Origin of the sequence: Saccharothrix sp. NPDC042600 (assembly GCF_040647305.1) — a bacterium.
GTDB classification, from domain to species: Bacteria; Actinomycetota; Actinomycetes; order Mycobacteriales; family Pseudonocardiaceae; genus Actinosynnema; species Actinosynnema mutabilis.
Window position 1 is genome coordinate 47,026 of the sequence record NZ_JBEZBW010000014.1, and the last position, 22,704, is coordinate 69,729.

The following is a 22,704-nucleotide window of genomic DNA, read 5'->3' on the forward strand; positions in this document are numbered from 1 at the left end:
TCGGTAGCCTGCGTGGCGCGGTTGACCGGGAGGGCAGTGACGTGGGTGGCGCTGAGCGCAACGCTCGGAAGAAGAAGCAGGAGCAGCGGGCGGTCAAGGCGGTGGCCTCGGCACGCGGGTCGAGCGGCGACCGGAACAAGGTCGTCATCGGCGTCGTCGTGGTCGCGGTGCTCGCCGTGGCGGTCATCGGCGGGGTGATCTGGACCTCCAAGTCCTCCTCCGACTCCCTCAAGCCACCCACCGACGTGGCGGGCGTCAACGCGCCGATCGCGCGCGAAGGCGGCGTCGTCGTGGTGGGCAAGGACACCGCGAAGGCCACCATCGACCTGTACGAGGACTTCCTGTGCCCGGCGTGCGGGCAGTTCAAGAAGATCTACGGCGCCGAGATCAAGCAGGCGATCGAGGCGGGCACCCTGCGGGTGCGCTACCACGCGCTGCCGTACCTGGTGCGCCTGTCCAAGCCGGAGGGCTACTCGCGCGACTCGGCCAACGCGTCGCTGTGCGCGGCCGACCAGGGCAAGTTCTGGGAGTTCCACGAGGCCCTGTTCGCGGCGCAGCCCGAGGAGGGCGGCCCCGGCTACACCAAGGACGAGCTGGTGAAGGTCGGGACCGACCTGGGGCTGGCCGCGGACAAGTTCAAGCCGTGCGTCGACGGCGGCGCGTTCGAGAAGGACGCCCAGGCGGAGCTGGACGCGGCCCGCGCGCAGCCGTTCTTCAAGGGCACGCCGAGCGTGGCGCACAACGGCCAGGCCGTGGACGTGGGCGACGAGAACTGGATCAAGAAGCTGGTGGGGTGAGGCCCGGCACCGGCGGCTCGCCCTCGGTCCACCGGACGAGCCGCCGCGCCTTGCCCGTCTCCGTGCGCGGCACCGTGCCTGCCCGCGCCACGACCACTCGGCACGTGAGCCCGAGCCGTTCCCTGAGCGCCTTGGTCAGGTCGTCCCGCACCGCCTCGTCCGCCTCCACGACGACCCAGAGTTCCGGGCGGGCACGGCGATCCTCGACGATCAGGTAGTGCGGGCTGACCCGTTCGTCGGCCAGCAGCACGGCTTCGATCTCGGTGGGGAACACGTTGACGCCGCGGATGACGAGCATGTCGTCCCGGCGCCCCAACACCTTGCTCATCCGACGCAGCGTGCGGGGGCTGTCCGGGACGGGTGGCGCGAGGGTGGCGATGTCCCCGGTCCGGTAGCGCAGCAACGGCATCCCGGTCTTGGTGAGCGTGGTGAAGACCAGTTCCCCCGGCGTCCCGTCCGGCACCGGCCGTCCTTCCCCGTCGATCGCCTCGACGAGGAAGTGGTCCTCGGCAACGTTCAACATCCCTTCTGAATCAAGGGACTCGCACGCCACCCCGGGCCCGATGATCTCGCTCAACCCGTAGATGTCGAGCGCCCGGATCCCGAGCAACTCCTCGATCTGCCCCCGCATCCCCTCGGTCCAAGGCTCCGCCCCGAACACGCCGACCTTGAACGAGGACTCAACCCCACTCCGCCGCAACGCCTCCCCGAGGTGGATCGCGTAGGACGGCGTGCAACACAACACATCCGGCCGCAAGTCGGCGACCATCCGCACCTGCCGCTCGGTCATCCCACCGGACAACGGCAACACAGTGGCCCCAAGCCGCATCGCACCGTGATGCACCCCCAGCCCGCCGGTGAACAACCCGTACCCGTACGCGTTGTGGACAAGACTCCCCCGCGTAGCCCCGGCGCCTCCCAACGCCCGAGCCATCACCGAGGCCCAGACATCCACGTCATGAGCGGAGTAAGGCACCAGGGTCGGCCGCCCACCAGTCCCGGACGACCCGTGGATGCACACGATCGGCTCGTCAGTCCTCAACCCGTCGGGGTAGTGATCCCAAAGATCCTGCTTGGTCACAAAGGGCAACCGCCAAAGCTCTCCCAACGAGACATCCCCCACACCCTCCACCCCGACGTCCCGCAACCGAGCCCCTTGCACCCCACCACCCCGCAACAACCGCCCAACCAGCCCCCGCAACCGCCGCTCCTGCACCCCACGCCGAACCTCGGGCCGCACACCCTCAGCGTCCGGCTCCACCAACGCGACAGCACCCATGCACCCCGGTTTAGCAGCCAAAACGCGCCAGGGGTACCCCCGATTTCCATCCAGGAGGGCGCATGTTGTACGGTATTGCCACACGAGAACGGCAGCCCAAACCGCCGGGAACGTGAGCAACACGGGGCTGTGGCGCAGCTGGTAGCGCATCACACTGGCAGTGTGAGGGTCAGGGGTTCGAGTCCCCTCAGCTCCACAAGAATTGAATGCAAGAACTCCATTCGGGGCGGGTTCCGGTAAGCCGGGCTCCGCCCCTTCTTGTTCTTGTGGCAGTGGTCGACGGTCAGGCTCGCCGGCCGCCGGTGAGCGGATCCGGACGGCCCGGGTGTGGGGCGATGGCCAAGGTGATTTTGGTGCGGCTGGCACCTGAATGGGGCACGGACCCGCTGTGGGTGGTCGAGGACGGGAATCCTGTCCCGGTGAGCTGCTCGACCGAACGGTTGGCGAGCGATTTCGGAGTGCCCAGCGACCTCGCTGCGGACATCGACGCCTGGGATGGGCAGTTCCAAGCCGTGTACGACCCGGACGACCCGGCCGGGTCCGGCTTCCCTGACGAGGTGACGACCGCGGCGTGGCACGCGCGTGGTTGGCGGCTCGCTGGGCGGTTGGCAGCGGCGGTCGGGATGCGTGTGGAGTTCCACACGGCGCGTGGAGACCAGGTCTTCTACGGCTGAACGGGCGTTGTCCGTCGCCGGTGCCGAAGCGCGGGCTTCGGCTTGCCCTTGCGTCCTCTGCGAGGTCGGCGACTCGCCGCTCCTCCCGATGAAGCTTCGCCGCACACGGGAGGAGCAGCGTCGTCAGGTCACCGCTTGCGCTTGCGCAGCAGCTTCAAGAGGTGCGACGTCAGCTGGCGAACGTCGTTGGGGGTGTTCTGGAGGTTGTTCCAACGTCGGTCCTCGCCGTCGGAGAACTTCCACGTACCGGACGTCCAGGCCACGTGGGGGCGCAAGCTCTCCAGTGCTGCCCGCAGCTCCGGCGTCTTGACGCCCTCGGCGGGCACGCCCTCCGTCAGCGTGTCCATGACGAAGCCGAGTGACTGGATGCCGACGCCGTGCGTCAGTCGCGAGTTGCGTGGGGGCTTGCTCCACTCTTCGGGAAACACGTCGCGCACGACCGACCAGAACCCGATCAGGTGCGTCAGCATCCGTTCGACGTCGCCCGAGCCGTCCACGGGGTTGCGGTACTGGTAGAGAGCACCTTCGAAGAGGCTGTGCTCGACCATCTTCAGGACGCTGTTGTCCTTGATGTAGCCGTTGGGAGCGGTCGGTGACGCGATGATGCGGTAGAACGGGCTGCGCTTGCTGCCGTTCAACCGGGTCATCAACTGCGCCGGCAACCGACGCCGCACGTACGAGTCGGGAAGGTGACCGGTCGTGTCGGGGAGCAGTTCGTGGATCAACCCCTTAGGTAGCGCCTTCGTGGAGTTGACCAGGATGAACTGCGAGCGCTGTTCCTCCTCGGAATCGGCCATGAACCCGACCACCGCCACGGGGAACTCCGCGAGATCCGCGTCGCGGATCGCCGCCGTCCGCTGCTGGCCGTCGACCAGCCAAGCGGGCTTCTCGGCCTCGGAGAGGCTTTCGTCCACCTCGATGACCAGTTCGCCCGGCACCGAGTACTCGACGGTGTCGGTCGGGACCATGAGCGACGGGACGAACTCGACTCGGTCGTTGAACGCGATGACGATCGCGTTGGGCAGCATCGCGCCGTCGGACTCGAGGTACTTGCGGATGCCGCGGATGTGGCTGAGCACTTCCGGACGCTGGTAGCCGTGCAGCTGTTCGCCGTCGTCACGGCGGATGCGCGACACCGCTGCGAAGCTGTGCAGCTTCTTCCCGTCGACGGCGAAGCAGTAGATCCGCCGACGCCCCTGCCGGACCTCCAGGGCAGGGAGTCGCAGGGTGTACCTATCAGCCACTTTCTCTCCTAGTTCAGGGGACCATCTCGTCGGGAGCCGCTCAGGTGGCCAGTGTGCGCATTTTCGCCTCCAGCACGGTCAGGTTGTGGAACCCACGCCGTTTGTTGCGCTCTGTGCCGCGGAAGATCGCGATCTCGATGCCGTGCTCCTTGCACAGCGCGCACGGGCAGGACTTCCAGGGGCGGGCCTCCAACGTCCTGCGGTAGTGGGTGAGGTAGCTCTTCTTGGTCGGCGTGCTGCCGAGGACGAGTTCCTCGTAGGTCGCCAGGGCGGTCATGACCTCGTCCAGTTCGACGGTGCCCTTGTCGTAACCGCGCAAAGCAGCCAGGCAAGCCCGTTCGGCGGCGATGGCGTCCCGTTGGGAGATCGCCCCGGACAGGATGGCCCTCTTCAGGGCCGGGTTCCCGTCGACCTGGGGCACGCGCACAGCGGTGTAAGCGCCGTCCGCCGTGTGGTAGTTGTTCCGGTCGTCCATGAAGGCCTGTCGGAACGCGGACGTGCTGTCGAAGCTGGTCACACCGTGCTCCGCGAAGCGCTCCATGCTGTCCACCCGGGTGATGCCGAGCAGGTGGAGTTGGGTGTCGGGCAACAGGAGCGGGGAGATCTCCTCAAGGCAGGCGAGGATCTCGTGCGTCTTCAGGGGCACCATGCCACCGAGAGCGATTCGCCGGTAACCGATGTTCTGCAAGCGAGCCACGCTGTCCGCATAGCTGGCGGGGCTCCAGCCCTGTGCCGCACCGACCGGCTCGACCGGACTGTCGCGTTCCTGCACCGCGGCGTAGAACTTCTCGGCCAACTCCAGTGAGATGTGCCGCCGCTTCACCCAGGCGTTATCCACGTCGGACTCACCCGCACCGGGCATGTAGCCGAAGATGACGTGGTCGATGCTCACACCGGCGTCGAACTCGCACTCCTCGTAGAAGTCGAGCACTTCGTCGACGGTGTAAGGAGGGTGCTCTTCATCGACGTAGTTGAAGGCACCGCAGTCACCCAGGCTCGCCATCTTGGCCGGCAACCTGAAGAACTTGCGGACACCGAGGCGGTAGAGCCTGGCTCGTTGCGGTGCGGCGTACTTGCCGGAGCCCTTCATCGAGCCGTCCACGATCGCCTTGCTGACGAGGATGCCGTCGTACGGCGAGGGCTTCGCCACTTCGTGCGCGTAGACGTCGTCGCGTTGGCGGACCCGGGTGGGCAGGTACTCGTCGTTGATGAAGTCGTAAGTGGGACTCACCAGGTCCTGGCTGTCCGGGAAGTAGAATTTCACGACGCGTTCCTCGACCTGACGTACACGCGGATGATGAAGTTCGACAGCACGCTGATGTGCCGTGGTGTGTTCTGAAGTTCGTTCCACGCGATGTTCAGGTCGCTCCATCGGCCCTTGGTCCAGTGGCACTGGTCGGCCACGTGCGCCAACTCCCGGCGCATCTGGTCGACGACGTCCGAAGCCTCGATGTTGACGTTGGGGACGACCTTGTCCATGAGTCGGCCCATCGCCCTGATCCCGACGCCGTGCATCAGCCTGCTCTTCGTCGGCGGGAGACCCCACGCGTCCGGGAAGGTCTGCTGGACGGCGGTCCAGTAGGAGATCAGGATCTTGCGGATGGCTGCGGTGTCGATCGTGCTGTTGGACAGGTTGCGGTAGAGGAACAGCACACCGGCTGACGAGTTGAGCGACTCTTCCACGGCGGAAGCGAGGCTGTTGTCCGTCACGACCGCCGTACCCCGGTGCTCGGGGCTGGTCGACGGACGCTTTATCAGACCGCGGAACGGCGAGTCGCTGTCCTGGTTCAGCATGGTGACCAGGGCTGAGGGCAGTTTCCTCGCCGACAGCTTCGCCGGCAGCGGGGTGCCCACTTCGGGCAGCAGTTCCGACACGAGGTTCGCCGGCAGCGGGGAAACCGTGTTGACCCGGAGGAACTGGTCGCGCTGGGTGGCGATGTCCTCCGCCACGAACCCCGCGACGGTGACCGGGAGCCGGTTCTTCTTGGTGCGCGCCAAGGCCAGGCTGCGCTGCTGACCGTCGACGATCCACGCGGGTCGCGGTTCGTCGTCGTTCTGCGCCATCGGGATCTCGAGCGTTCCACTGGTGGCGAGGCCGTCCGAGGCGCTCGGTCCGGGGCTGGAGCGGAAGCGCACGGAGTTCGGCAGGGCCATGATCAACCCGTTGGGGAACAGTACCTCGTCGCTGTCGAGGTACTCCAGGATCTGCTGCACGTGTTGCTTCTTCTCCGGGCGCTGGTACCCGAGCAGGCGACCGGCCTCGTCCCTGGAGATGCGCGCCACATCGGCGATCTGCGCGACCTCCTCGGCGGCGAGGGTGAAGATGTAGAGCGGGATGGTCGGGTGCTGGTGGACCTTCAAGGCCCTGCGCTTGAGGTTCACCGCTCTCCCATCGTTTCGGCGTAGAGGTTGGCGAACCTCCCCTGCTCACACGCCCTGCCGCTCTCCCGAAGCTGCCGGTGCAACTTCGTTCGGGAGACGTCGGGTTGCTTCGCCACCGACTTGCGGATGTACTCCTTGACATCCGCGTCGGTCATCGGCGCGCGGTTGAACCGTTCCGGTTGCGCCGACCGTTTCACCCAACGTTCCCAGGACCGGCTCGTGCGCGGGGACATCAGGTCCCCGTTCTCGCACTGAGCGAGCCAGGTGGCGGCCATCCGCGCGTTCAGCCCCGTGAGGGTACCTCCCAGAGCCTTGCGCAGAGCGCCGTTCGCCGGGACGTGGTGCACGCCGGCGATCGCACCGTCGTCGGCCGTACCCCCGATGAGGAGGACCCCGTGGCCGTTGGCGCCGAGCTCCCCGAGTTCGGGTTTGAGCACGCTCCCGTAGACCTCGGAGAGGATGAGCAGGACCGGCCGGTCGCGGCCCAGCGCTTCGACACGCGACCCGCGCACGTGCTTCCGGAGCCCTTTCCACCACAGTCGCCGATCGACAGGGGCGGCTGCGACCGTGTCCGGGCTGCCGGGGCTGAACGTCGCCGCGTACGCGGGGAAGCTCCTTTTCGCTGGTTGGAGGCCGAGTCCGGCTGAAGCCACCCACAGATCGGGTTCGAACCCGGCGTTCTCGGCTGCCCGGAGCACAGCCGCAGCCTGCACCCACTGCTCGCCCTTGTACAGCTTGATGAGCGGAACGCGCTCCTCAGCGGAGCGCAGGCGCTCGCCCCACGCTTCCAGTCGATCGGCGACCGCGCCGTCGGGAAGGGAACCAGCGCGGAGGGCGGGCAACGGATCGAACATCTTACGGTCCGTGCAGGTCACAACCACGGATAGTTGTCTCACGCCTCGCGGGCTCCCTCGAGAGCTAACTCGACCGCAGTGCGGTTTACTCGTCTGTCCAGTTACTGGGCTAGGATCTTCGGTGGCGAACCGTCAATTGAAGGGATACGTCGATGGCACAACCGGCGATCGTACTGCTGAGCGGCGGTCTCGATTCCACCACGGTGCTCGCAATCGCGAAGGACCAGGGCTTCGAGCCGTACGCGCTGAGTTTCCGCTACGGCCAACGGCACAGCGTGGAACTCGAAGCCGCCGAGCGCGTCGCCAAGAGCCTCGGCGCGGCGGGGCACGTGATCGTCGACATCGACCTCCGGGTCTTCGGCGGCTCGGCGCTCACCTCCGACATCGAGGTTCCCAAGCACGACCACGTGGGCGAGGTCGCTGCCGACAGCGTGCCGATCACCTACGTGCCGGCGCGCAACACCATCTTCCTCTCGTTCGCCCTCGCCTACGCCGAGGTCAGCGGGGCCAAAGACATCTTCACCGGTGTCACGGCCGTCGACTACAGCGGTTACCCGGACTGCCGCCCCGAGTACATGGCGGCTTACGAGGAGATGGCCAACCTCGCGACTCGTGCGGGGATCGAGGGCACGGGTCGGCTCCGCCTGCACTCCCCCCTGATCGAGATGTCGAAGGCCGACATCATCAGGGAAGGTCTCCGGTTGGGCGTGGACTACTCGATCACGTCGAGTTGCTACGACCCCGACGAACAGGGGCGGGCGTGTGGCCGCTGCGACACCTGCCTCCTCCGGTTGAAGGGCTTCTCCGAAGCGGGCGTCAGCGATCCCGTCGTGTACCGGACCACGACCGCATGACCTACCTGATCAAGGAGATCTTCTACACGCTCCAGGGCGAAGGCACACACGCCGGGCGACCCGCCGTGTTCTGCCGCTTCTCGCGCTGCAACCTGTGGACCGGTCTGGAGAAGGACCGCTACCGGGCGATCTGCAAGTTCTGCGACACCGATTTCGTCGGTACCGACGGCACAGGTGGTGGCCGGTTCGGGACCGCCGATGAACTAGCGGAAGCGGTCGAGCGCGCATGGCCGTCGGAGGCGCGGGACCACCGGTTCGTGGTGTGCACCGGCGGAGAGCCGCTTCTCCAGTTGGACGATGCCGCGGTCGCCGCTCTGCACGACCGAGGTTTCGAGGTCGCCGTGGAAACCAACGGCACTCGCGTGCCGCCGGTCGGCGTGGACTGGCTCTGCGTCAGCCCGAAGATCGGAGCGGAGTTGGTGGTGACTGCGGGCGACGAGTTGAAACTGGTCTACCCCCAGCTTGGTGGCGACCCCGCGCAGTTCGAACACCTCGACTTCCGGACGTTCCGGCTCCAACCCCTCGATGACGCGGAGCGGGACAGCCACACGCGCGCGGCGGTGGAGTACTGCATGAAGAACCCGCGCTGGTCGTTGTCGTTGCAGACCCACAAGTTCCTGGGGATTCGTTGATGGAGATCTTCCGTGAGTTCACCTTCGAAGCGGCGCACCGCCTCCCCGAGGTGCCGGAAGGGCACAAGTGCGCCCGCTTGCACGGTCACTCTTACCGCGTGACGGTGCACGTCGAAGGGTCGGTCGACCCGACCGCGGGCTGGGTGATGGACTTTGGTGACGTGAAGGCGGCCTTCAAGCCTCTCGAAGAGCAACTCGACCATCATTACCTGAACGAGGTACCCGGGTTGGAGAACCCCACAAGCGAGAACCTCGCGGTGTGGATCTGGGATCGTCTGCTGCCGCGGCTGCCCGGGCTGTCCAGCGTGACCGTTCGCGAAACCTGCACCTCCGGGTGCACCTACCGGGGTCGGTGACCGTGCACGACATCCAAGGGGAGTACGACCCCCGCGAGGTCGAGGTCGACCAGGTGGGTATCGCCGGGTTGCGCTACCCCGTGCTGTTCGAGGACGGCGTCATCAGCGAGCGCGGCGTGGCCGAGGTCTCGGTCACCGTCCGCCTCCAGGCGGATCGTCGCGGCACGCACATGAGCAGGATGGTCGCGCTGGTGCACGATCGACTGCGGGTCTTCGACCCGCGTGACCTGGCGCAGACGCTGAAGTCGGGAGCCGCCGACCTGGACGCGCCGCAGATCGCGATCACTCTCAGCATGCCGATCGTCACCGCTACCGCGGCTCCGACGAGCGGGCTCGAGTCGATGACGGTGCACGACATCGCTGTGACCGGCACCTGGGAGGACGGCGGCTGCCGGGTCACGACCTCCGTGACGTCCGAGGTGACCAGCCTCTGCCCCTGCTCGAAGAGCATCTCCGACTACGGCGCGCACAACCAGCGCAGCAAAGTGACCCTGTCGGTCACCGGTGACGGGGACGATCTGTACCCCTTGCCCTTGGTGGACGCGGTCGAGATCATCCGTGGCAGCGGCTCCGCTCCGGTCGTTCCGCTCGTGAAGCGGGTGGACGAGCGGACGTTGACGATGCAGGCGTACGACCACCCGGTGTTCGTCGAAGACATGGCCCGGGACATCTCGTTGGCGTGCCGGGCTCGTGGACTCGCGCACCAAGTGCATGTGCGCAACCTTGAGAGCATCCACAGCCACGACGCCGTGGCGTTCATCGTCGGCTGATGCCGAACCTCGAAGGCAAGGACATGTTGAGGAAGATCACGCCCGGTGGGGCCGTGCTGCTCGTCGCGTACATCGCCACAATCCCGTTGGCGAACTTCGTGGTCAGCCGCTTCGGCGTCGTCCCGGTGGGGTTCGGCTACCTCGCACCCGCTGCGGTGTACTTCGCCGGCCTCGCCCTGGTGCTCCGTGACCTGGCCCGGGAAAGTGCGGGCCGAGGCGCGGTGCTGGCCGCGATCGTCATCGGCACGGTGTTGTCCTACTTGTTGGCGGACCCCGCGCTCGCGACCGCTTCCGCTGCGGCCTTCGCGCTGGCTGAGTGCCTGGACTTCGCGATCTACGAGCCGTTGCGCAAGCGTGGACTCATCATCGCCGTCGTGGGCTCCAACGTCGTCGGTCTGCTCGCGGACAGCCTGCTCTTCCTCAAGTTGGCGTTCAACTCGTTCGAGTACCTGCCCGGGCAGATCATCGGTAAGGCGTGGATGACTGTCGCGGCCGTTGCGGTGCTGGCCCTGTTGGGACGTACGACAGTTCGCACGGGAGCGAACTGAGCACGGGATGACCGCCTGATCGGACGTCGCGGCAGATGGATCCGGTCCTCGGGCGTGTCGTCGCCCGACCGGCTCGGCGGAATGCGCACTCACTCCGTTCGACGCCCTGGATCTTCATCGACGCCGCCGCTGTTCGCTCAGACCCGAGCGTCAGCGGCGGCGTCAACGCTGTCTGCGTGCGCTAGTTCATTGATCGCCATTTCCTCGGCCCGCCGGGTGCCGGCCCTATCCGATGGTGAACGCTGAACGGACTCCCTCTGACGACTGTGGTGATGACTTTCGTCCAGGTCTCTGGAGGGTTGGGAGATCGGGGCGTGGGAGTGAAATTGTGGGTCTGATTTGAGATCAAAGCGCTGGCATTGGCGAATGCATCGGGTTGATCGTGGTTGATGTCGTTGAGTGGGCTGGAGCGTTGGCTTGCTTGACGGTGTTCGTGGTGTTGAAGTTGCGGGTCGCTGAGCAGGGCCGGTTGCGCGAGCGGGCTCGGATCGCCGCTGACATGCACGACTCGTTGAGGGCACCGGCTGGCGTTGATCGCGTTGCGGGCCGGCGGGTTGGAGTTGGCTCCGACATGAGCGAGGAGAACCGGCGGGTGGCGGCCGGGTCGTGGGCGTCGGCGGTGGGGAGTTGCCGGAGTTGGTCGGGCATGCGGTGCACCGGGTGGTGTAGGAGGGCTGACCGACGCCGCTCGGCACGCCCCTGGGAATGAGGTCGATGTGCGGGTCGTGCGCACGGCGGGGGAGGTGAATGCGCTGGTGGGCGGACTCCGGCTGGCTTTGGCGCTGGGAGCGGCGGCCTCAGGCCCTCGTCTGCATTGTCCCACCAGGGGTACGACAGACGGTCTGGTGCGGCGGGCGAGTTGGGTCGCGGCGGACGAGGCCGCCTACCTGTCGCCGCGAATCGCGCAGCGGGTGGTCGAGGGCATGCGTGGTGTGTGGTGGGGGCGGCATGAAAGGGCGCGCTGGGGTGGGAGGGCTCGGTGGGCGCGAGTGGGAGGTGTTGGGGTGGTGGGCGCGGGGTCTGACCAGGAGATCGCCTCAGGGGTCCGTCGCCGAGGGGACGTTGAGGCGTGCGATCGCGGTTCGCCGAGTGCCTGGGGGCGTCGAGCGGGGGTTGGAGCGCTGTTCTCGCGCGCGACGGCCGGCCTGACTGGCTGAGTGGTTCGCCCGACAGGGCGACACCGGGTCGGGTCGGTTGGTGTACCTGCCGGTCATTGGTTTTGTGGCCGGTTGGGGGTTGGGCGTGTCACCCGGGTGGTGGGGGTGTGGTGCCGGAGGTTGGGCGGGCTCGTTCACCCGGTGCAGTTGTCGGCGGGTTGTGAACCACTCGTTGGTGCAGGTCCCGTCCCCGCCCGGTGGATGGCCCCGTGGTGTGGGCCGCTGCCAGGCTCGTCAACGGTCCCGGACGCCGACCTGGCGGCCGGGCCGCCAGACGACGACCCGTGAGGAGCGCCTCGGACCATGGCCACGGCACAATCCCCGACCACCGATGTGAAGCCGGTGCTGCGCAGCGCCTACCAGCGCTCGGTCGCCGAGTACTGGAACCAGGAGAAGGACCCGGTCAACATCAAGCTCGGCGAGGTCGACGGGCTGTACCACCACCACTACGGCATCGGGGCCTACGACCCGGCCGTGCTGGAGGCGCCGGCGGGTCAGCGCGACCAGGCGATCATCGCCGAGTTGCACCGGCTGGAGACCGCGCAGGCCGACGTCCTGCTCGACCACTTCGGCTCCGTCGTGCAGCCGGGCGACCGCATGATGGACGGCGGCTCCGGCCGCGGCGGCACCAGCTTCATGGCCAACCAGCGGTTCGGCGCGCGCGTCGACGGCGTCAGCATCTCCGAGGCCCAGGTCGAGTTCGCCAACGACCAGGCCCGCAAGCGCGGCGTCGCCGACCAGGTCCGGTTCCACTTCAAGAACATGCTCGACACCGGGTTCGAGACCGGCTCGATGCGCGGCATCTGGACCAACGAGACCACGATGTACGTGGACCTCCAGCAGCTCTACGGCGAGTTCTCACGGCTGATCGCCCCCGGCGGCCGGTACGTGTGCATCACCGGCTGCTACAACGACGTCACCGGCGGCCGGTCGCGCGCGGTCAGCCAGATCGACCAGCACTACATCTGCAACATCCACCCGCGCAGCGAGTACTTCAAGGCGTTGGCGGACAACGGTTTCGTGCCGATCAACGTGGTGGACCTGACCGCCGCCACCATCCCGTACTGGGAGCTGCGCGCCAAGTCCTCGGTCGCGACCGGCATCGAGGACCCCTTCCTGACCGCCTACCGCGAGGGCAGCTTCCACTACCTGCTGATCGCCGCCGACCGCATCTGACCAGCCGTGGCGCGGGGGCGGAGTGCACCCGTCCCCGCGCCCGAACCCAAGGGGCGCACCACGATGACGGAGACCGTTGCCGCGGACTGGACCGTGCCGAGCGGGCTGGGCACGTCCGCCGCGCGGGTCGTGGCGGAGCTGACGAAGGTCGAGCCGCCGCAGCCGGGCTACCTGGAACGGCCGTGGGGCGACGGGACCGCGCCGCCGCTGTACGTCCCGGTCGCCGAGCGGATCGACCACGCGCTCACCGAGGTCGTCGAGGACGGCCTCGCGGCGTGGGCCGCGGAGATCGGGTTCGAGGGCGACGACCTCGACCACATGCGCAAGGCCGGGTTCGGGCGGCTCGCCGTGCTGACCCACGTCGACACCGAGGACCCGGACCGGCTGCTCATCGCCGCCAAGCTCAACGCCGCCTGGTGGGCCGCCGACGACCTGTACGCCGACGACAGCGGCATGGGCGCGGAACCCACGCAGCTCCCACCGCGCCTGGCGATCGCGATGGCCGCCATGGACCCGCTGCCCGACGCGGGCGAGTTCTCCGTGCCGCTGGACGAAACCCTCGGCTCGGACGTCGTGCTGCGCGCGCTGCGCACCGGCATCGACCACCTGACCCGGTACGGGACCCCGTCGATCGTGCAACGGGTGAACTACTCGACCTTCGCCATGTTCGTGAGCTGGACCAGCTACGCGGCCTGGCGGCACACCGGCGAGTACCCGCCCGCGTGGAAGTACCTGGCCACCCGCCAGCACGACACCTTCTACACGTCGATGACGCTGATCGACGCCGTGGGCGGTTACGAGGTGCCCGCGAACCTGTACTACGAGCCGAACGTGCGCCGCGCCGCGTTCCAGGCCGGCACGGCGTCCGTGCTGGTGAACGACCTGATGTCGGTCAAGAAGGACGCGGCCGACGAGAAACCCGTGGTCAACATGGTCCTCCAGGTCGCGGCCGACCGGGGCGTCTCCGTCGAGGAGGCCTCCGAGGTCGTGGTGGACCTGCACAACAAGATCGTCCGCGACTTCGAGGAGCTGCACCGCTCGCTGCTGCCGCTGCCGTCGCCGGAACTCCAGCGGTTCCTGCGCGGGTTGAAGTCGTGGATGGGCGGCGGGTTCGAGTGGCACAACACCAACCCCCGCTACCGGTAGCGACGCATCGGTCACTTATGCACTAACTTCGCTCTCGGTGTGTTGCTCACTGATGGGGGAAAGTGCATGAGACTACGAAGGTTCGCGGCCGTCCCGGCATTGGCGGCGCTGGTCGCGGCGACGGTCACCCCGGTCGCCGCGGCCGACGCCGCCGGCAACCCGGCGACGGTCGCCGAGGCCGACGGCGGCGGCAACCCGGCGGCGCGGCTCGCCGAGGCGATCCGGCAGGCCGTGGTGGCGCAGGACTTCAAGGACGTCATCGACCTGACGCCGCCCGAGCCGGGGCTGGCGGCGCGGTCGGCCGAGCCGGTGGAGAAGTACGACGGCTACCCCGCGCAGCGGACCGCCCGACTGGCCGCCGCCGCCGGGAAACCGCTGCACCAGACGCCGAACCTGGACGTCGCGGTGATCGAGCTGGACGACGCCGGCCGTCCGCGCGCCCTGGCCGACGTGCTGCTCAGCCCGCAGTACCCGCAGGGTGTCGTGGTGCCGGTGGACCGGCGGACGCTGTCCACCGACCAGGTCCGCTACCGCTGGTGGGACGACACCGAGTGGGACGTCAACGGCGGGCGCGGCACGCGGGACGTGCTCGCGGGCCGGGAGAACGCCCCGATCGACTTCTCCTCGCCCTACCCGGCGTCGGTGCTCAAGCTGATGGTCGGGTTCGGCGTGCTGCGGCTGGTCGACCAGGGCCGGGTCGCGCTGGACGGCGACTACGCCTACGAGCCGACCGTGCCGCGACCGGCGTGCGGCGGCAAGCAGACCAAGACCGTGCGGCAGTTCTTCGACGAGATGATCACCAAGTCGCAGAACGAGTCCACCTGCGCGCTGATCAAGATGATCCACGACCTCAAGGCCATGGACGAGCTGAACGAGTCGTTCGCGCGCCTGGGCATGCCGACGCTGATGATCACCGGCACGCTGCCGGAGAACGGCGGCCGGTGGATCGGCTCGAACATGAGCGGCATCGACACCGCGAAGCTGTTGCTGCTGGTCAACGGCGGTCCGGGCGTGCTGTGGCGGACGGCGGACGGCAAGGCCGTCACGCGTGAGGCGCTCAGCCGGTCGTCGCGGGCGTTCTTCCTCAAGACGCTGGGCGACCAGGGGCACAACGAGATGCTGTCCACCACCAACTGGTGCGGGCGCGACTACCCGGCGCAGGGCATCCCGCAGGTCACGCCGAAGCGCTGGGTGCAGCCCGACGGCACGGTGACCGTCGGCGACGCCGTGTACGGGCAGGACGTGCGGCCGTGCGACGCGCGAGCCGAGGTGACCTACGCCCACAAGAACGGTTGGGTGGACACCACCGGCAGTGACGCCGGCATCGTGAAGTCGTTGCGCGGCAAGGACAAGCGCAACTACATCGTGGTCGTGTTCGGCAACCTGGGCACGGACTACGTGGACCCGCACCGGCCCGCCGACCAGCCCGGCCTGTTCCCGGTGCTCTACACCGAGAAGTACGCCAAGCTGGGCAAGGCGATCGACGGGATCATGACCGGCCGGCGCTGACCCAGTCGCCCCGGTCCCGCAGGTGCAGGACGAGGGCGGCGATGTTCCACGCGTCGTCCTCGCCCCTGTGGTGCCGCCCTTCCAGCGGCAGCCCGGCGATCTCCAGGGCCTGCGCCATCCCCGGCCGCTTGCGCAGCCCGTGGGACTCGGTGAAGACCATCTTGGCGTTGGTGTGGTCCTGGCTGAACGGGTACTGCACGCCCGCCGCCCGGCACTGGCGCGTGAACTGGTTGCGGTCGTAGTCGCCCCAGCTCGCCCACGGCCGCCGACCGGCGTCGTGCTCGGCGGCGAGCGCCTTGCAGGCCTGGGCGAACGTGAGCCCGGTGTCCACCTCGGCCTGGGTGAGACCGGTCAGCTCGGTGCAGAACGGGCTGACGCGGCTGCGCTGGGGCCGCACCAGGATGCCGTGGCGGGCGGTGCGGACGCCGGCGGCGAGGTCCACGACGGTGAGACCGATCTCGATGATCTCGTTGGTCTGACCGGGCGGGGGGTTGCCCTCCCAGCAGGTCGCCTCGACGTCCACGACGTTGATGATGTCCACGGCCGGCACGCTAGTGCGGCCCGCCACCGGACTTCACGCGGATTTCCAGCCGGAAGCGGTCCGCCGCCGGGCAACCGGCCCGGCGGCGGACCCTCAGGAGTGCCTCAGCAGGGGCCGAGGTCCTGCCAGACCGCCCAGGAGCCGGGCGCGCCCGGCTCCGCGCCGGTCGAGTACCAGGTCGACCGCCACTTGTTGCCGTTGTGGGAGACCTCGTCGTTCGGGACGTACGAGGTGGTCGCGTTCCACGCCGGCAGGTCGCCGCAGCCACCGCCGCCGTCACCCTCGACGGTCAGCGTGTAGGTGGCGGTGTGCGTGGTGTCCGCGCCGTTCGCCGTCACGGTGATGGTGTAGGTGCCCTCGGGGGTCGCCGAGGTCGTCGCGATCGTCAGCGTGGACGACTCGCCGGACTCCACCGACAGCGGCGTGAACGTCGCCGTCGCGCCGGTCGGCAGGCCCGTCGCCGTGAAGTGGACCTTCTGCGGCGAGCCGGCGGTCGTGGTGGTGCCGACGGTGCTCGTCGCCGAACCGCCCGCCTGGACCGTGCCGCTGGTCGGGTTCAACGCCACCGAGAAGTCGTTCGCCGGGGGCTCGCCGCCGACGGTCAGCGTGTAGGTGGTCGAGCGGGTCGCGTCCGGGCCCGTGCCGGTGACGGTGATCCGGTGCTCGCCCGCCGGCGTCGACGCGCTGGTGGCGATGGTCAGCCGGGCCGACTCGCCGGCGGCGACGGTGGTCGGGTCGAACGTGGCCGTGGCGCCCGCGGGCAGGCCGGTGGCCGTCAGCGCGACCTTCTGCGACTGGCCGGACGTGACCGTGGTGCCGACGGTCGTGGTCGCGGTGCCGCCCGGTTCGACGGTGCCCGCGTCCGGGCTGACGGCGATCGCGAAGTCGTTCACCGGTTGCTGGCCGCTGACGGTCAGCGAGTAGGTGACGCTGTGCGTGTTGCCGCCGCCGACGCCCTGCACGGTGATCGGGTACGTCCCCGGCACGGCGGACGCCGTGGTGGACACGGTCAGCGTCGCCGACTGGCCGGAGGTCACCGACGACGGCGTCACGGACACCGACACACCGGCCGGCGCGCCGGACGCGGTCAGGGTGACGGTGTGCGGGTTGCCCGCGACCGTGGTGGTGTTGACCGTGCTGGTCGTGGACCCGCCCGCCTGGACGGTGCCCGACGCCGGGGTGAGCGCCAGGCTGAAGTCGTCCACCGGCACCGGCTGGCACGTCGGCTCACCGGACTGCGCCGGCACGCTCACCGCGTTCCACGCCGCCTTGACCGCGTTGTACTGCTTGCAGGTCGGGTCGAGGTTCTTCGCCGCGGTGAGGGTGGCGATGCGGTACTTGAAGTGCGTCATCCCGGACGTCTTGAGCAGCATCGCGTTGTAGAAGATCCGGCCGGCGGCCTGGATGCCGATGCCGCTGGGGATGGTCGAGCCGTCGCACGTCGGGCTGTTCTTCGAGCCTTCGGCCAGCAGGTGGAACCAGTGGTTGAAGGGGCCCGCCGCCGCGTGCACCTCCGTGCCGGGGATGGCGCTGGACCAGCAGTTCGGGTGGTTGGAGACCGCCTGCGGGTTGGCCATGTTGCGGATCGGCCCGCGGCCGACCAGGTTGACGGTCTCGCCGACCAGGTAGTCCGGGGTGTCCCACGGCGCGGGCTCGTTGGCGTAGGCCTCGGTCAGCGCGCCGAAGATGTCGCCGGTGGCCTCGCCGAGCCCGGCCTCGCGCGCCGCGCCGCCGGGGGTGTACTGGTCGAGGGCGTGGCCGTGCTCGTGGCCGACGACGTCCATCGAGGCGATCCACTGGTTGGCGTTGTTGCGCCCGATCTCGATGTGCTGGCCGGTCCAGTAGGCGTTGACCCGGTCCAGGCCGACCTTGACCGTGACGCCGCGGCCGTTGCCGTCGATCCCGTTGCGCCCCAACCACTCGCGCAGCATGTTCCACTGCTTCTGGGTGGACCACAGCACGTCGACGCAGCCGGTCTCCTTGCTGGTGGCCTGGCCGTTGCCGAAGCTGTTGGACGCCTTGGTGAACGGCTGGTTGGTCGCGTAGTCCACGCAGCGCAGGCCGGGCCGCGTGTCGTCGACCGTGCTGTTGTTGCTGGTGTCGATGGTCAGCGGGTTCGGGCCGTTCCACTCGCTGGTGCCGGTGCCGGCCCGGACGTCGTCCACCAGGTCCTCGACCACGCCGGTGCGGGCGTTGACGAAGACGTGCAGCCGGCTGGGCTCGCCGTTGCGGACGCCGGTGACCACGGTCTCGTAGACCAGCTTGCCGTGGCCCTGGGCCAGCACGGACAGCGTCGAACCCTCGACACCGTCCACACGGGACAGTTGGGCGCGGGCGATCCGCTCGGCCCGCGCCTTGTCGACGCGGGGCCGCGTGTCCACGGCGAGCCCGCCCTCGTTGGCGGCGACGGTCTCCAGCACCTTGCCCGCCGCGTCGGTGGCCACGACCGCGTCGCCGCCGACGACCGGCAGCCCCTTGTAGGTGCGCTCGTAGGCCACGTAGTACAGGTCTCTGCGACCGGGCACGCCGCCCTTGTGGACGGCCTGGCGGCGGAACTGCTCGTCCGGGCCCTTGGCCAGGGCGTCCAAGCCGGACGCGGCGGCCCGGTCGGCCGCGGCCACCGCGAGCGCCACCGGGTCGGCGGGGGCGGGCGCGGCCTGGGACGGACCTCCGACCACCTGGATCGACAGGGCGGTCAGGCAGGCGGCCAGTACTGTGCCTGTTCTGCGTTTCATGCCAGCTCCTCGGGCATGCAGGGAATACCGAGAACTCGGAAGCGGCGGCCTCGCCGGGTCCGGCGATGTGGACTAGACCACTCCTGTGTATCGCCCCCGGGAAGGCCCATCGAGCCTTAACACTTGCCAGTGTGCGAAATGTCGTAACAGGCTTATGACCAGCTCAAACGCTGGTCTCATCGCGAAAAGTTATGTCGTTTCGATATGCCGCCGAACGCTTGGCAGAATGGTGGTGTCGAAGGGGGGCTTTTGGCATGGACGTGGAACGGTTCGATCCGGACGGCGCCGACCACGACGACCTGGTGGGGTTCGCCCGGGTGCAGGTGGCGGCGGCGGAGCAGGCCGGGACACCCGGGCCGCGGCCGTCGGTGGACACGGCGGTGTGGCGGCTGCGCAACCCGTTCTCCGGGTTCGGGCCGGCGGTGCACTGGCTGGCGCGGTCGGCCGGCGGGGTCGTCGGGGGCGCGGTCGCGTACTTCCCGGACGAGGAGAACACGGACACCGCGTTGATCACGGTGACCGTGCACCCCGACCACCGCTGGCACGGCGTCGGCACGGCGGTGCTGCGCACGGTCGTCGCCGAGGTCGCGCGGCGCGGGCGGACGGCGGTGGAGGCGTGGCACGTCGACGAGGGCAGCGCCGGCGAGCGGTGGGCGTTGTCGCTCGGGTTCCGCGAGCTGCGGCGGATGGTGCTCCAGCGGTTGGACATGTCGGCCGCGCGCACGGACGTGCCGGTGCCGCCCGGCTACGAGCTGCGCTCCTGGGTCGGGGCCGCGCCGGAGGACGTGGTCGCCTCGTACGCCCGCGCCCGCAACGCGATCGGCGACTCGCCGTTGGGGGAGGCGGACTACGAGCACCCGGACTGGACGGTGGACCGGGTGCGGGCCGAGGAGGCCGCGCGGCGGCGGCAGGGCGTCGAGCAGCGGGTCGTCGTGGCGCTGCACGGCGGTGAGGTCGCGGGGCTGACGGAGGTCGAGACCCGCCCGGCCTCGCCGGAGTGGCTGATGCAGGGCGACACCGCCGTGGTGGCGGCGCACCGGGGCCGGCGGCTGGGACTGGTGCTGAAGGCGCACATGCTGCGCCGGGTGGCGGCCGAGCTGCCGGCCGTCGAGGCGGTGCTCACCGGCACCGGCACCGGCAACCACGCGATGATCCGCGTCAACCACGCGCTGGGCTACCGGGACGTGCGGACGTGGCTGTTCCTGCGTCGGGCGGTGGACGGGCTCTGACCGCGGCGGGTCAGTTGTAGCGGCCGATCACGTCCCGGATGAGGCCGTCGCGGACGAGGAACTCGTAGTGGAAGACCTCCCGCGCGCCGCCGCGGGTGGTGAAGGTGTAGTCGACGCGGTAGCGGTCGCCGTTCCACCGGGTGCCGGTGACCTCGTACCGGCCGCCCGCGTCGATCACCTCCGGGTCGAGGAAGCGGTCCATGATGTCGCGGCGGGACGGGTAGATGCGGCCGATGCTGTCGAACCGGGCGTCCTCGGCGAAGGTGGCGGCGACGGCGGCCGAGTCGCCCGCGTTGGCCGCGTCGACGAACCGCTGGGCCAGTTCGGGCGCGGCGGTGCGGTCGGCTTCCGACACGGGCGCGGTGGTGGTCGTCGCGGGGGTGGCCGCCGGTTCGGTGGTGCCGCACGCGGTGACGAGCAGGAGCAGTGCGGCGGCGGTGATGCGCTGGTGGATCCGCATGGTTCCAGGAGACGGCGGAATGCGCTCCACGTCCAAGACCTCCGGCCATACCCTGGGCGCATAGATCACACCGAGGGGGCGGGAGCACCGGTGGACGTCGACACGCGCGTCCTGCGCTACTTCGTGGCCGTGGCGGAGCACCTGAGCTTCACCCGGGCCGCCGAGAGCCTGTTCGTGTCGCAGCCGTCGTTGAGCAGGCAGATCCGGCGGTTGGAGGAGGACCTGCGGCTGACGCTGTTCGAGCGCACCAGCCGCGAGGTCCGGCTGACGGCGGCCGGCGCGGCCCTGTTGCCGGCGGCGCGGCGCATCATCGCGGATTGGCAGGCCGCGCAACGTGCCGCGCGTGGTGTGTCGGCGGTGCTGCGCATCGGGTTCGAGGCGACCGGCGCGGGCGCGCTGGGCACCAGGGCCCGCACGGTGTTCAGCGCGCGGCACCCGGAGGTGACCGTCGAGCCCAAGCGGTTCGACTGGGGTGGCGAGGTCGAGGCGTTGCGCGAAGGCCTGGTGGACACGGCTTTCGTGTGGTTGCCGGCCGACACGACCGGTCTGCGCGCCGAGGTCGTCGCGGTGGAGCCGAGGCTGGTCGGGGTGGCGGCGTCGCACCGGTTGGCGGCGCGGACGTCGGTGACCATCGCGGACCTGCGCGAGGAACCGCTGGTGTGGACGCGGAGGGCCCCGCGGCACTGGGTGGACTGGTGGGCGGTGAACCCGCGGCCGGACGGCTCGGAACCGGTGTGGGGTCCGGAGAACGACAACGTGGAGGAGATGCTCGACCACGTGGCCGCGGGCGCGGCGGTGTGCATCGGCCCGGGTTCGATGGCCGCCTACCACGCCCGTCCGGACCTGGCGTGGCGGCCGATCACCGACATCGCGCCGCTGCGCATCGCCCTGGCCCGCCCGGCCGACTGCGCCAACCCGCTGGTGACGGCGTTCGCGGAGGTCGTCCGGGAGGTGGCGCGGACGGGAGGCGCCGGCGCTGTGCCATGATCTGCGGCGCACCTTGGGGGAGGGATCGGTGGAGGCACACCACTTGAGGCCGCCGGAGGCGAAGGACGCGGCGGAGTTCGTGGCGGCGATGAGGGCGCTGCGCGTGCGGTCCGGCTACAGCTTCCGGGTGCTGGAACGACGTGCCGCGAACCTGGGCGAGGTCCTGCCGACGTCCACGCTGAACTCGGCGTTGTCGCGCTCGACGCTGCCGCGCGAGCAGATCGTCGTGGCGTTCGTGCGGGCGTGCGGCGGGGACGAGGAGACGGCGGCGGCCTGGGCCCGGGCACGAGCCGACCTGGCGACCGCCGACCTGGAACCGCCCGCCGCAACCCCGACCACCGATGCGCCCGCTGACGCCGAGCCCGCAGACGCCGAGCGCGCAGAACCCGAAGCCGCCGAGCCCGAGCCCGAGCCCGCGCCCGCCGAGCCCGAGCCCGCGCCCGCCGAGCCCGAGTCCGCAGGGGCCGAGCCGGAAGCCGCCGGAACAGCGCCGATCGCCGCGCACACCACGCCGACCGAAGCGATCCCCGCTCCGCGCGCCGAGACTCCGGCCGCCGACAGTCCGCCCGCTCCCGTCCCGCCCGCGGCCCACCCGTCGGCGGCGGTGCGGCGGAGTCGGGCGGTGGCGGTCGTGGCCGGGATCGTGGCGGTCGTGTTGGCCGTGGTGTTGGTCGCCGTGGTGACCAGTTCGCCGCCGCCCGCCGACTCGAACGCCGCCTCCACCTCGGCCACCACGTCCACGACCACGGCCACCACCACCGAGACGACGGCCGCCACGACCGCCGGCACCACGGCCCCCGCCGAAGCCCAGGCCCCCGCGCCGCAGAACCCGCAACCCCAGCCCAACCCCGTCACGACCACCACCACGGTCAACCGCCCCCAACCGCCGCCCGCCGGCAGCCCCGGGGACGGCATCCAACGCATCCGCCTCGGCCACACGGGCCTGTGCGTCGGCGAAGGCCCGGAACGGTTCAGCACCGAGTCGCGCATCGTCCTCGGCCAGCACGACTGCGCCACCGCCACCCCGCCCACCGAACTCGAACGCCTGCCCGACGGCTCCTACCGCATCAAGCTGCACAACGCCCAGTACGGCGTCGGCTGCGCGACCGTCGACTACGGCGGCAAGGACACCGGCCTCCTCATCGCCGGCACGAACTGCGCCGACCGCGCCGACCAGCGGTTCACCCTCGAACCCGTCAACGCGGGCTTCCGGCTGCACTCCGTCCCGGGCGCGCGCTACTGCGTGGGCGTGTACGGCGGGAGTCGCGAGGAGGGCGTCCAGCTCATCCAGAACCCCTGCGACGGCGGCGCTCACCAGGTCTTCCAGCTCGGCTGAGCCGGAGGTCTACACCGTATACGTCAGGCGTGTACGGT

General features: G+C 69.5%; 21 protein-coding genes and 1 tRNA gene. 14 read left to right on the top strand and 8 right to left on the bottom strand.

Annotated features, from left to right (window positions below; all coding sequences use genetic code 11):
- Nucleotides 1-41: 41 nt before the first annotated feature.
- Nucleotides 42-797, top strand: coding sequence for a thioredoxin domain-containing protein (locus AB0A74_RS12710; RefSeq protein WP_358248938.1), 756 nt, complete (start codon nucleotides 42-44; stop codon nucleotides 795-797).
- On the opposite strand, the gene AB0A74_RS12715 is transcribed toward AB0A74_RS12710, so the two are convergent.
- Nucleotides 778-2,226, bottom strand: a complete 1,449-nt coding sequence (locus AB0A74_RS12715) for a phenylacetate--CoA ligase (RefSeq protein WP_358249012.1) — start codon at nucleotides 2,224-2,226, stop codon at nucleotides 778-780. The genes AB0A74_RS12710 and AB0A74_RS12715 overlap by 20 nt on opposite strands.
- Here AB0A74_RS12715 and AB0A74_RS12720 point away from each other — a divergent pair.
- Nucleotides 2,200-2,272, top strand: a tRNA-Ala gene (locus AB0A74_RS12720). The genes AB0A74_RS12715 and AB0A74_RS12720 overlap by 27 nt on opposite strands.
- A gap of 139 nt (nucleotides 2,273-2,411) precedes the next feature.
- Entirely contained in the window at nucleotides 2,412-2,750 is a 339-nt protein-coding gene (locus AB0A74_RS12725) for a hypothetical protein (RefSeq protein WP_358248939.1), read from the top strand.
- A gap of 128 nt (nucleotides 2,751-2,878) precedes the next feature.
- Here the strand turns inward: AB0A74_RS12725 and dbpB (AB0A74_RS12730) are convergent, their stop codons facing one another.
- From dbpB (AB0A74_RS12730) to AB0A74_RS12745, 4 genes are read right to left on the bottom strand one after another with little or no spacing between them, the layout of a single operon-like run.
- A complete protein-coding gene (gene dbpB, locus AB0A74_RS12730) occupies nucleotides 2,879-3,994 on the bottom strand; it encodes a DGQHR domain-containing protein DpdB (RefSeq protein WP_358248940.1) in 1,116 nt (371 codons plus the stop codon).
- A 40-nt stretch (nucleotides 3,995-4,034) separates the two neighbouring features.
- Nucleotides 4,035-5,258, bottom strand: coding sequence for a tRNA-guanine transglycosylase DpdA (gene dpdA / locus AB0A74_RS12735; RefSeq protein ID WP_358248941.1), 1,224 nt, complete (start codon nucleotides 5,256-5,258; stop codon nucleotides 4,035-4,037).
- Nucleotides 5,255-6,376, bottom strand: coding sequence for a DGQHR domain-containing protein DpdB (gene dbpB / locus AB0A74_RS12740; RefSeq protein WP_358248942.1), 1,122 nt, complete (start codon nucleotides 6,374-6,376; stop codon nucleotides 5,255-5,257). The genes dpdA and dbpB (AB0A74_RS12740) overlap by 4 nt, the downstream gene beginning before the upstream one ends.
- On the bottom strand, nucleotides 6,373-7,230 hold the full coding sequence (locus AB0A74_RS12745) for a hypothetical protein (RefSeq protein WP_358248943.1): 858 nt from the start codon (nucleotides 7,228-7,230) through the stop codon (nucleotides 6,373-6,375). Before AB0A74_RS12745 ends, dbpB (AB0A74_RS12740) begins: the two co-directional genes overlap by 4 nt.
- Before the next feature lie 152 nt (nucleotides 7,231-7,382).
- Between AB0A74_RS12745 and queC the strand changes: the two genes are divergently transcribed.
- The 8 genes from queC (at nucleotide 7,383) to AB0A74_RS12785 (ending at nucleotide 15,378) form a co-directional block, all read left to right on the top strand.
- Nucleotides 7,383-8,084: a 7-cyano-7-deazaguanine synthase QueC gene (queC, locus tag AB0A74_RS12750; protein WP_358248944.1), complete on the top strand. Its 702-nt coding sequence runs from the start codon at nucleotides 7,383-7,385 to the stop codon at nucleotides 8,082-8,084.
- Complete coding sequence (gene queE, locus AB0A74_RS12755; RefSeq protein WP_358248945.1) at nucleotides 8,081-8,716, top strand: 7-carboxy-7-deazaguanine synthase; 636 nt, start codon at nucleotides 8,081-8,083, stop codon at nucleotides 8,714-8,716. The genes queC and queE overlap by 4 nt, the downstream gene beginning before the upstream one ends.
- Complete coding sequence (gene queD, locus AB0A74_RS12760; RefSeq protein WP_358248946.1) at nucleotides 8,716-9,072, top strand: 6-carboxytetrahydropterin synthase QueD; 357 nt, start codon at nucleotides 8,716-8,718, stop codon at nucleotides 9,070-9,072. The genes queE and queD overlap by 1 nt, the downstream gene beginning before the upstream one ends.
- Entirely contained in the window at nucleotides 9,069-9,842 is a 774-nt protein-coding gene (locus AB0A74_RS12765) for a GTP cyclohydrolase I FolE2 (protein WP_358248947.1), read from the top strand. Before queD ends, AB0A74_RS12765 begins: the two co-directional genes overlap by 4 nt.
- Nucleotides 9,842-10,390 (top strand): VUT family protein, encoded by a 549-nt coding sequence (locus tag AB0A74_RS12770; RefSeq protein WP_358248948.1) that lies wholly within the window; start codon nucleotides 9,842-9,844, stop codon nucleotides 10,388-10,390. The genes AB0A74_RS12765 and AB0A74_RS12770 overlap by 1 nt, the downstream gene beginning before the upstream one ends.
- A gap of 1,460 nt (nucleotides 10,391-11,850) precedes the next feature.
- A complete protein-coding gene (locus AB0A74_RS12775; RefSeq protein WP_358248949.1) occupies nucleotides 11,851-12,723 on the top strand; it encodes a geranyl diphosphate 2-C-methyltransferase in 873 nt (290 codons plus the stop codon).
- Between the two features lie 63 nt (nucleotides 12,724-12,786).
- Nucleotides 12,787-13,869, top strand: a complete 1,083-nt coding sequence (locus AB0A74_RS12780; RefSeq protein WP_358248950.1) for a family 2 encapsulin nanocompartment cargo protein terpene cyclase — start codon at nucleotides 12,787-12,789, stop codon at nucleotides 13,867-13,869.
- 66 nt (nucleotides 13,870-13,935) lie between these two features.
- On the top strand, nucleotides 13,936-15,378 hold the full coding sequence (locus AB0A74_RS12785; protein WP_358248951.1) for a serine hydrolase: 1,443 nt from the start codon (nucleotides 13,936-13,938) through the stop codon (nucleotides 15,376-15,378).
- On the opposite strand, the gene AB0A74_RS12790 is transcribed toward AB0A74_RS12785, so the two are convergent.
- Both AB0A74_RS12790 and AB0A74_RS12795 read right to left on the bottom strand, forming a co-directional pair.
- Nucleotides 15,359-15,919, bottom strand: a complete 561-nt coding sequence (locus AB0A74_RS12790; protein WP_358248952.1) for a 3'-5' exonuclease — start codon at nucleotides 15,917-15,919, stop codon at nucleotides 15,359-15,361. The genes AB0A74_RS12785 and AB0A74_RS12790 overlap by 20 nt on opposite strands.
- A gap of 104 nt (nucleotides 15,920-16,023) precedes the next feature.
- Nucleotides 16,024-18,654, bottom strand: a complete 2,631-nt coding sequence (locus AB0A74_RS12795; protein WP_358248953.1) for a M4 family metallopeptidase — start codon at nucleotides 18,652-18,654, stop codon at nucleotides 16,024-16,026.
- A gap of 254 nt (nucleotides 18,655-18,908) precedes the next feature.
- Between AB0A74_RS12795 and AB0A74_RS12800 the strand changes: the two genes are divergently transcribed.
- Entirely contained in the window at nucleotides 18,909-19,883 is a 975-nt protein-coding gene (locus AB0A74_RS12800) for a GNAT family N-acetyltransferase (protein WP_358248954.1), read from the top strand.
- Nucleotides 19,884-19,893: 10 nt separating this feature from the next.
- Here the strand turns inward: AB0A74_RS12800 and AB0A74_RS12805 are convergent, their stop codons facing one another.
- The gene (locus AB0A74_RS12805; protein ID WP_358248955.1) at nucleotides 19,894-20,343 is read right to left on the bottom strand and encodes a nuclear transport factor 2 family protein; all 450 of its coding nucleotides are present in this window, start codon (nucleotides 20,341-20,343) and stop codon (nucleotides 19,894-19,896) included.
- A 90-nt stretch (nucleotides 20,344-20,433) separates the two neighbouring features.
- Here AB0A74_RS12805 and AB0A74_RS12810 point away from each other — a divergent pair, with 90 nt between their 5' ends.
- Together AB0A74_RS12810 and AB0A74_RS12815 are read left to right on the top strand one after the other, a co-directional pair.
- On the top strand, nucleotides 20,434-21,330 hold the full coding sequence (locus AB0A74_RS12810) for a LysR substrate-binding domain-containing protein (RefSeq protein ID WP_358248956.1): 897 nt from the start codon (nucleotides 20,434-20,436) through the stop codon (nucleotides 21,328-21,330).
- 28 nt (nucleotides 21,331-21,358) lie between these two features.
- Complete coding sequence (locus tag AB0A74_RS12815) at nucleotides 21,359-22,666, top strand: RICIN domain-containing protein (protein ID WP_358248957.1); 1,308 nt, start codon at nucleotides 21,359-21,361, stop codon at nucleotides 22,664-22,666.
- The last annotated feature ends 38 nt before the right edge of the window (nucleotides 22,667-22,704 follow it).

What these genes read in the sequence shown, in the direction of transcription:
- AB0A74_RS12800 (WP_358248954.1), top strand. Translation starts at nt 18,909, where the DNA reads ATGGACGTGGAACGGTTCGATCCGGACGGCGCCGACCACGACGACCTG.
- AB0A74_RS12725 (WP_358248939.1), top strand. Translation starts at nt 2,412, where the DNA reads ATGGCCAAGGTGATTTTGGTGCGGCTGGCACCTGAATGGGGCACGGAC.
- AB0A74_RS12780 (WP_358248950.1), top strand. Translation starts at nt 12,787, where the DNA reads ATGACGGAGACCGTTGCCGCGGACTGGACCGTGCCGAGCGGGCTGGGC.
- queD (WP_358248946.1), top strand. Translation starts at nt 8,716, where the DNA reads ATGGAGATCTTCCGTGAGTTCACCTTCGAAGCGGCGCACCGCCTCCCC.
- queE (WP_358248945.1), top strand. Translation starts at nt 8,081, where the DNA reads ATGACCTACCTGATCAAGGAGATCTTCTACACGCTCCAGGGCGAAGGC.
- AB0A74_RS12785 (WP_358248951.1), top strand. Translation starts at nt 13,936, where the DNA reads ATGAGACTACGAAGGTTCGCGGCCGTCCCGGCATTGGCGGCGCTGGTC.
- AB0A74_RS12775 (WP_358248949.1), top strand. Translation starts at nt 11,851, where the DNA reads ATGGCCACGGCACAATCCCCGACCACCGATGTGAAGCCGGTGCTGCGC.
- AB0A74_RS12805 (WP_358248955.1), bottom strand. Translation starts at nt 20,343, where the DNA reads ATGCGGATCCACCAGCGCATCACCGCCGCCGCACTGCTCCTGCTCGTC.
- AB0A74_RS12795 (WP_358248953.1), bottom strand. Translation starts at nt 18,654, where the DNA reads ATGAAACGCAGAACAGGCACAGTACTGGCCGCCTGCCTGACCGCCCTG.
- AB0A74_RS12715 (WP_358249012.1), bottom strand. Translation starts at nt 2,226, where the DNA reads ATGCGCTACCAGCTGCGCCACAGCCCCGTGTTGCTCACGTTCCCGGCG.
- AB0A74_RS12745 (WP_358248943.1), bottom strand. Translation starts at nt 7,230, where the DNA reads ATGTTCGATCCGTTGCCCGCCCTCCGCGCTGGTTCCCTTCCCGACGGC.
- queC (WP_358248944.1), top strand. Translation starts at nt 7,383, where the DNA reads ATGGCACAACCGGCGATCGTACTGCTGAGCGGCGGTCTCGATTCCACC.
- AB0A74_RS12770 (WP_358248948.1), top strand. Translation starts at nt 9,842, where the DNA reads ATGCCGAACCTCGAAGGCAAGGACATGTTGAGGAAGATCACGCCCGGT.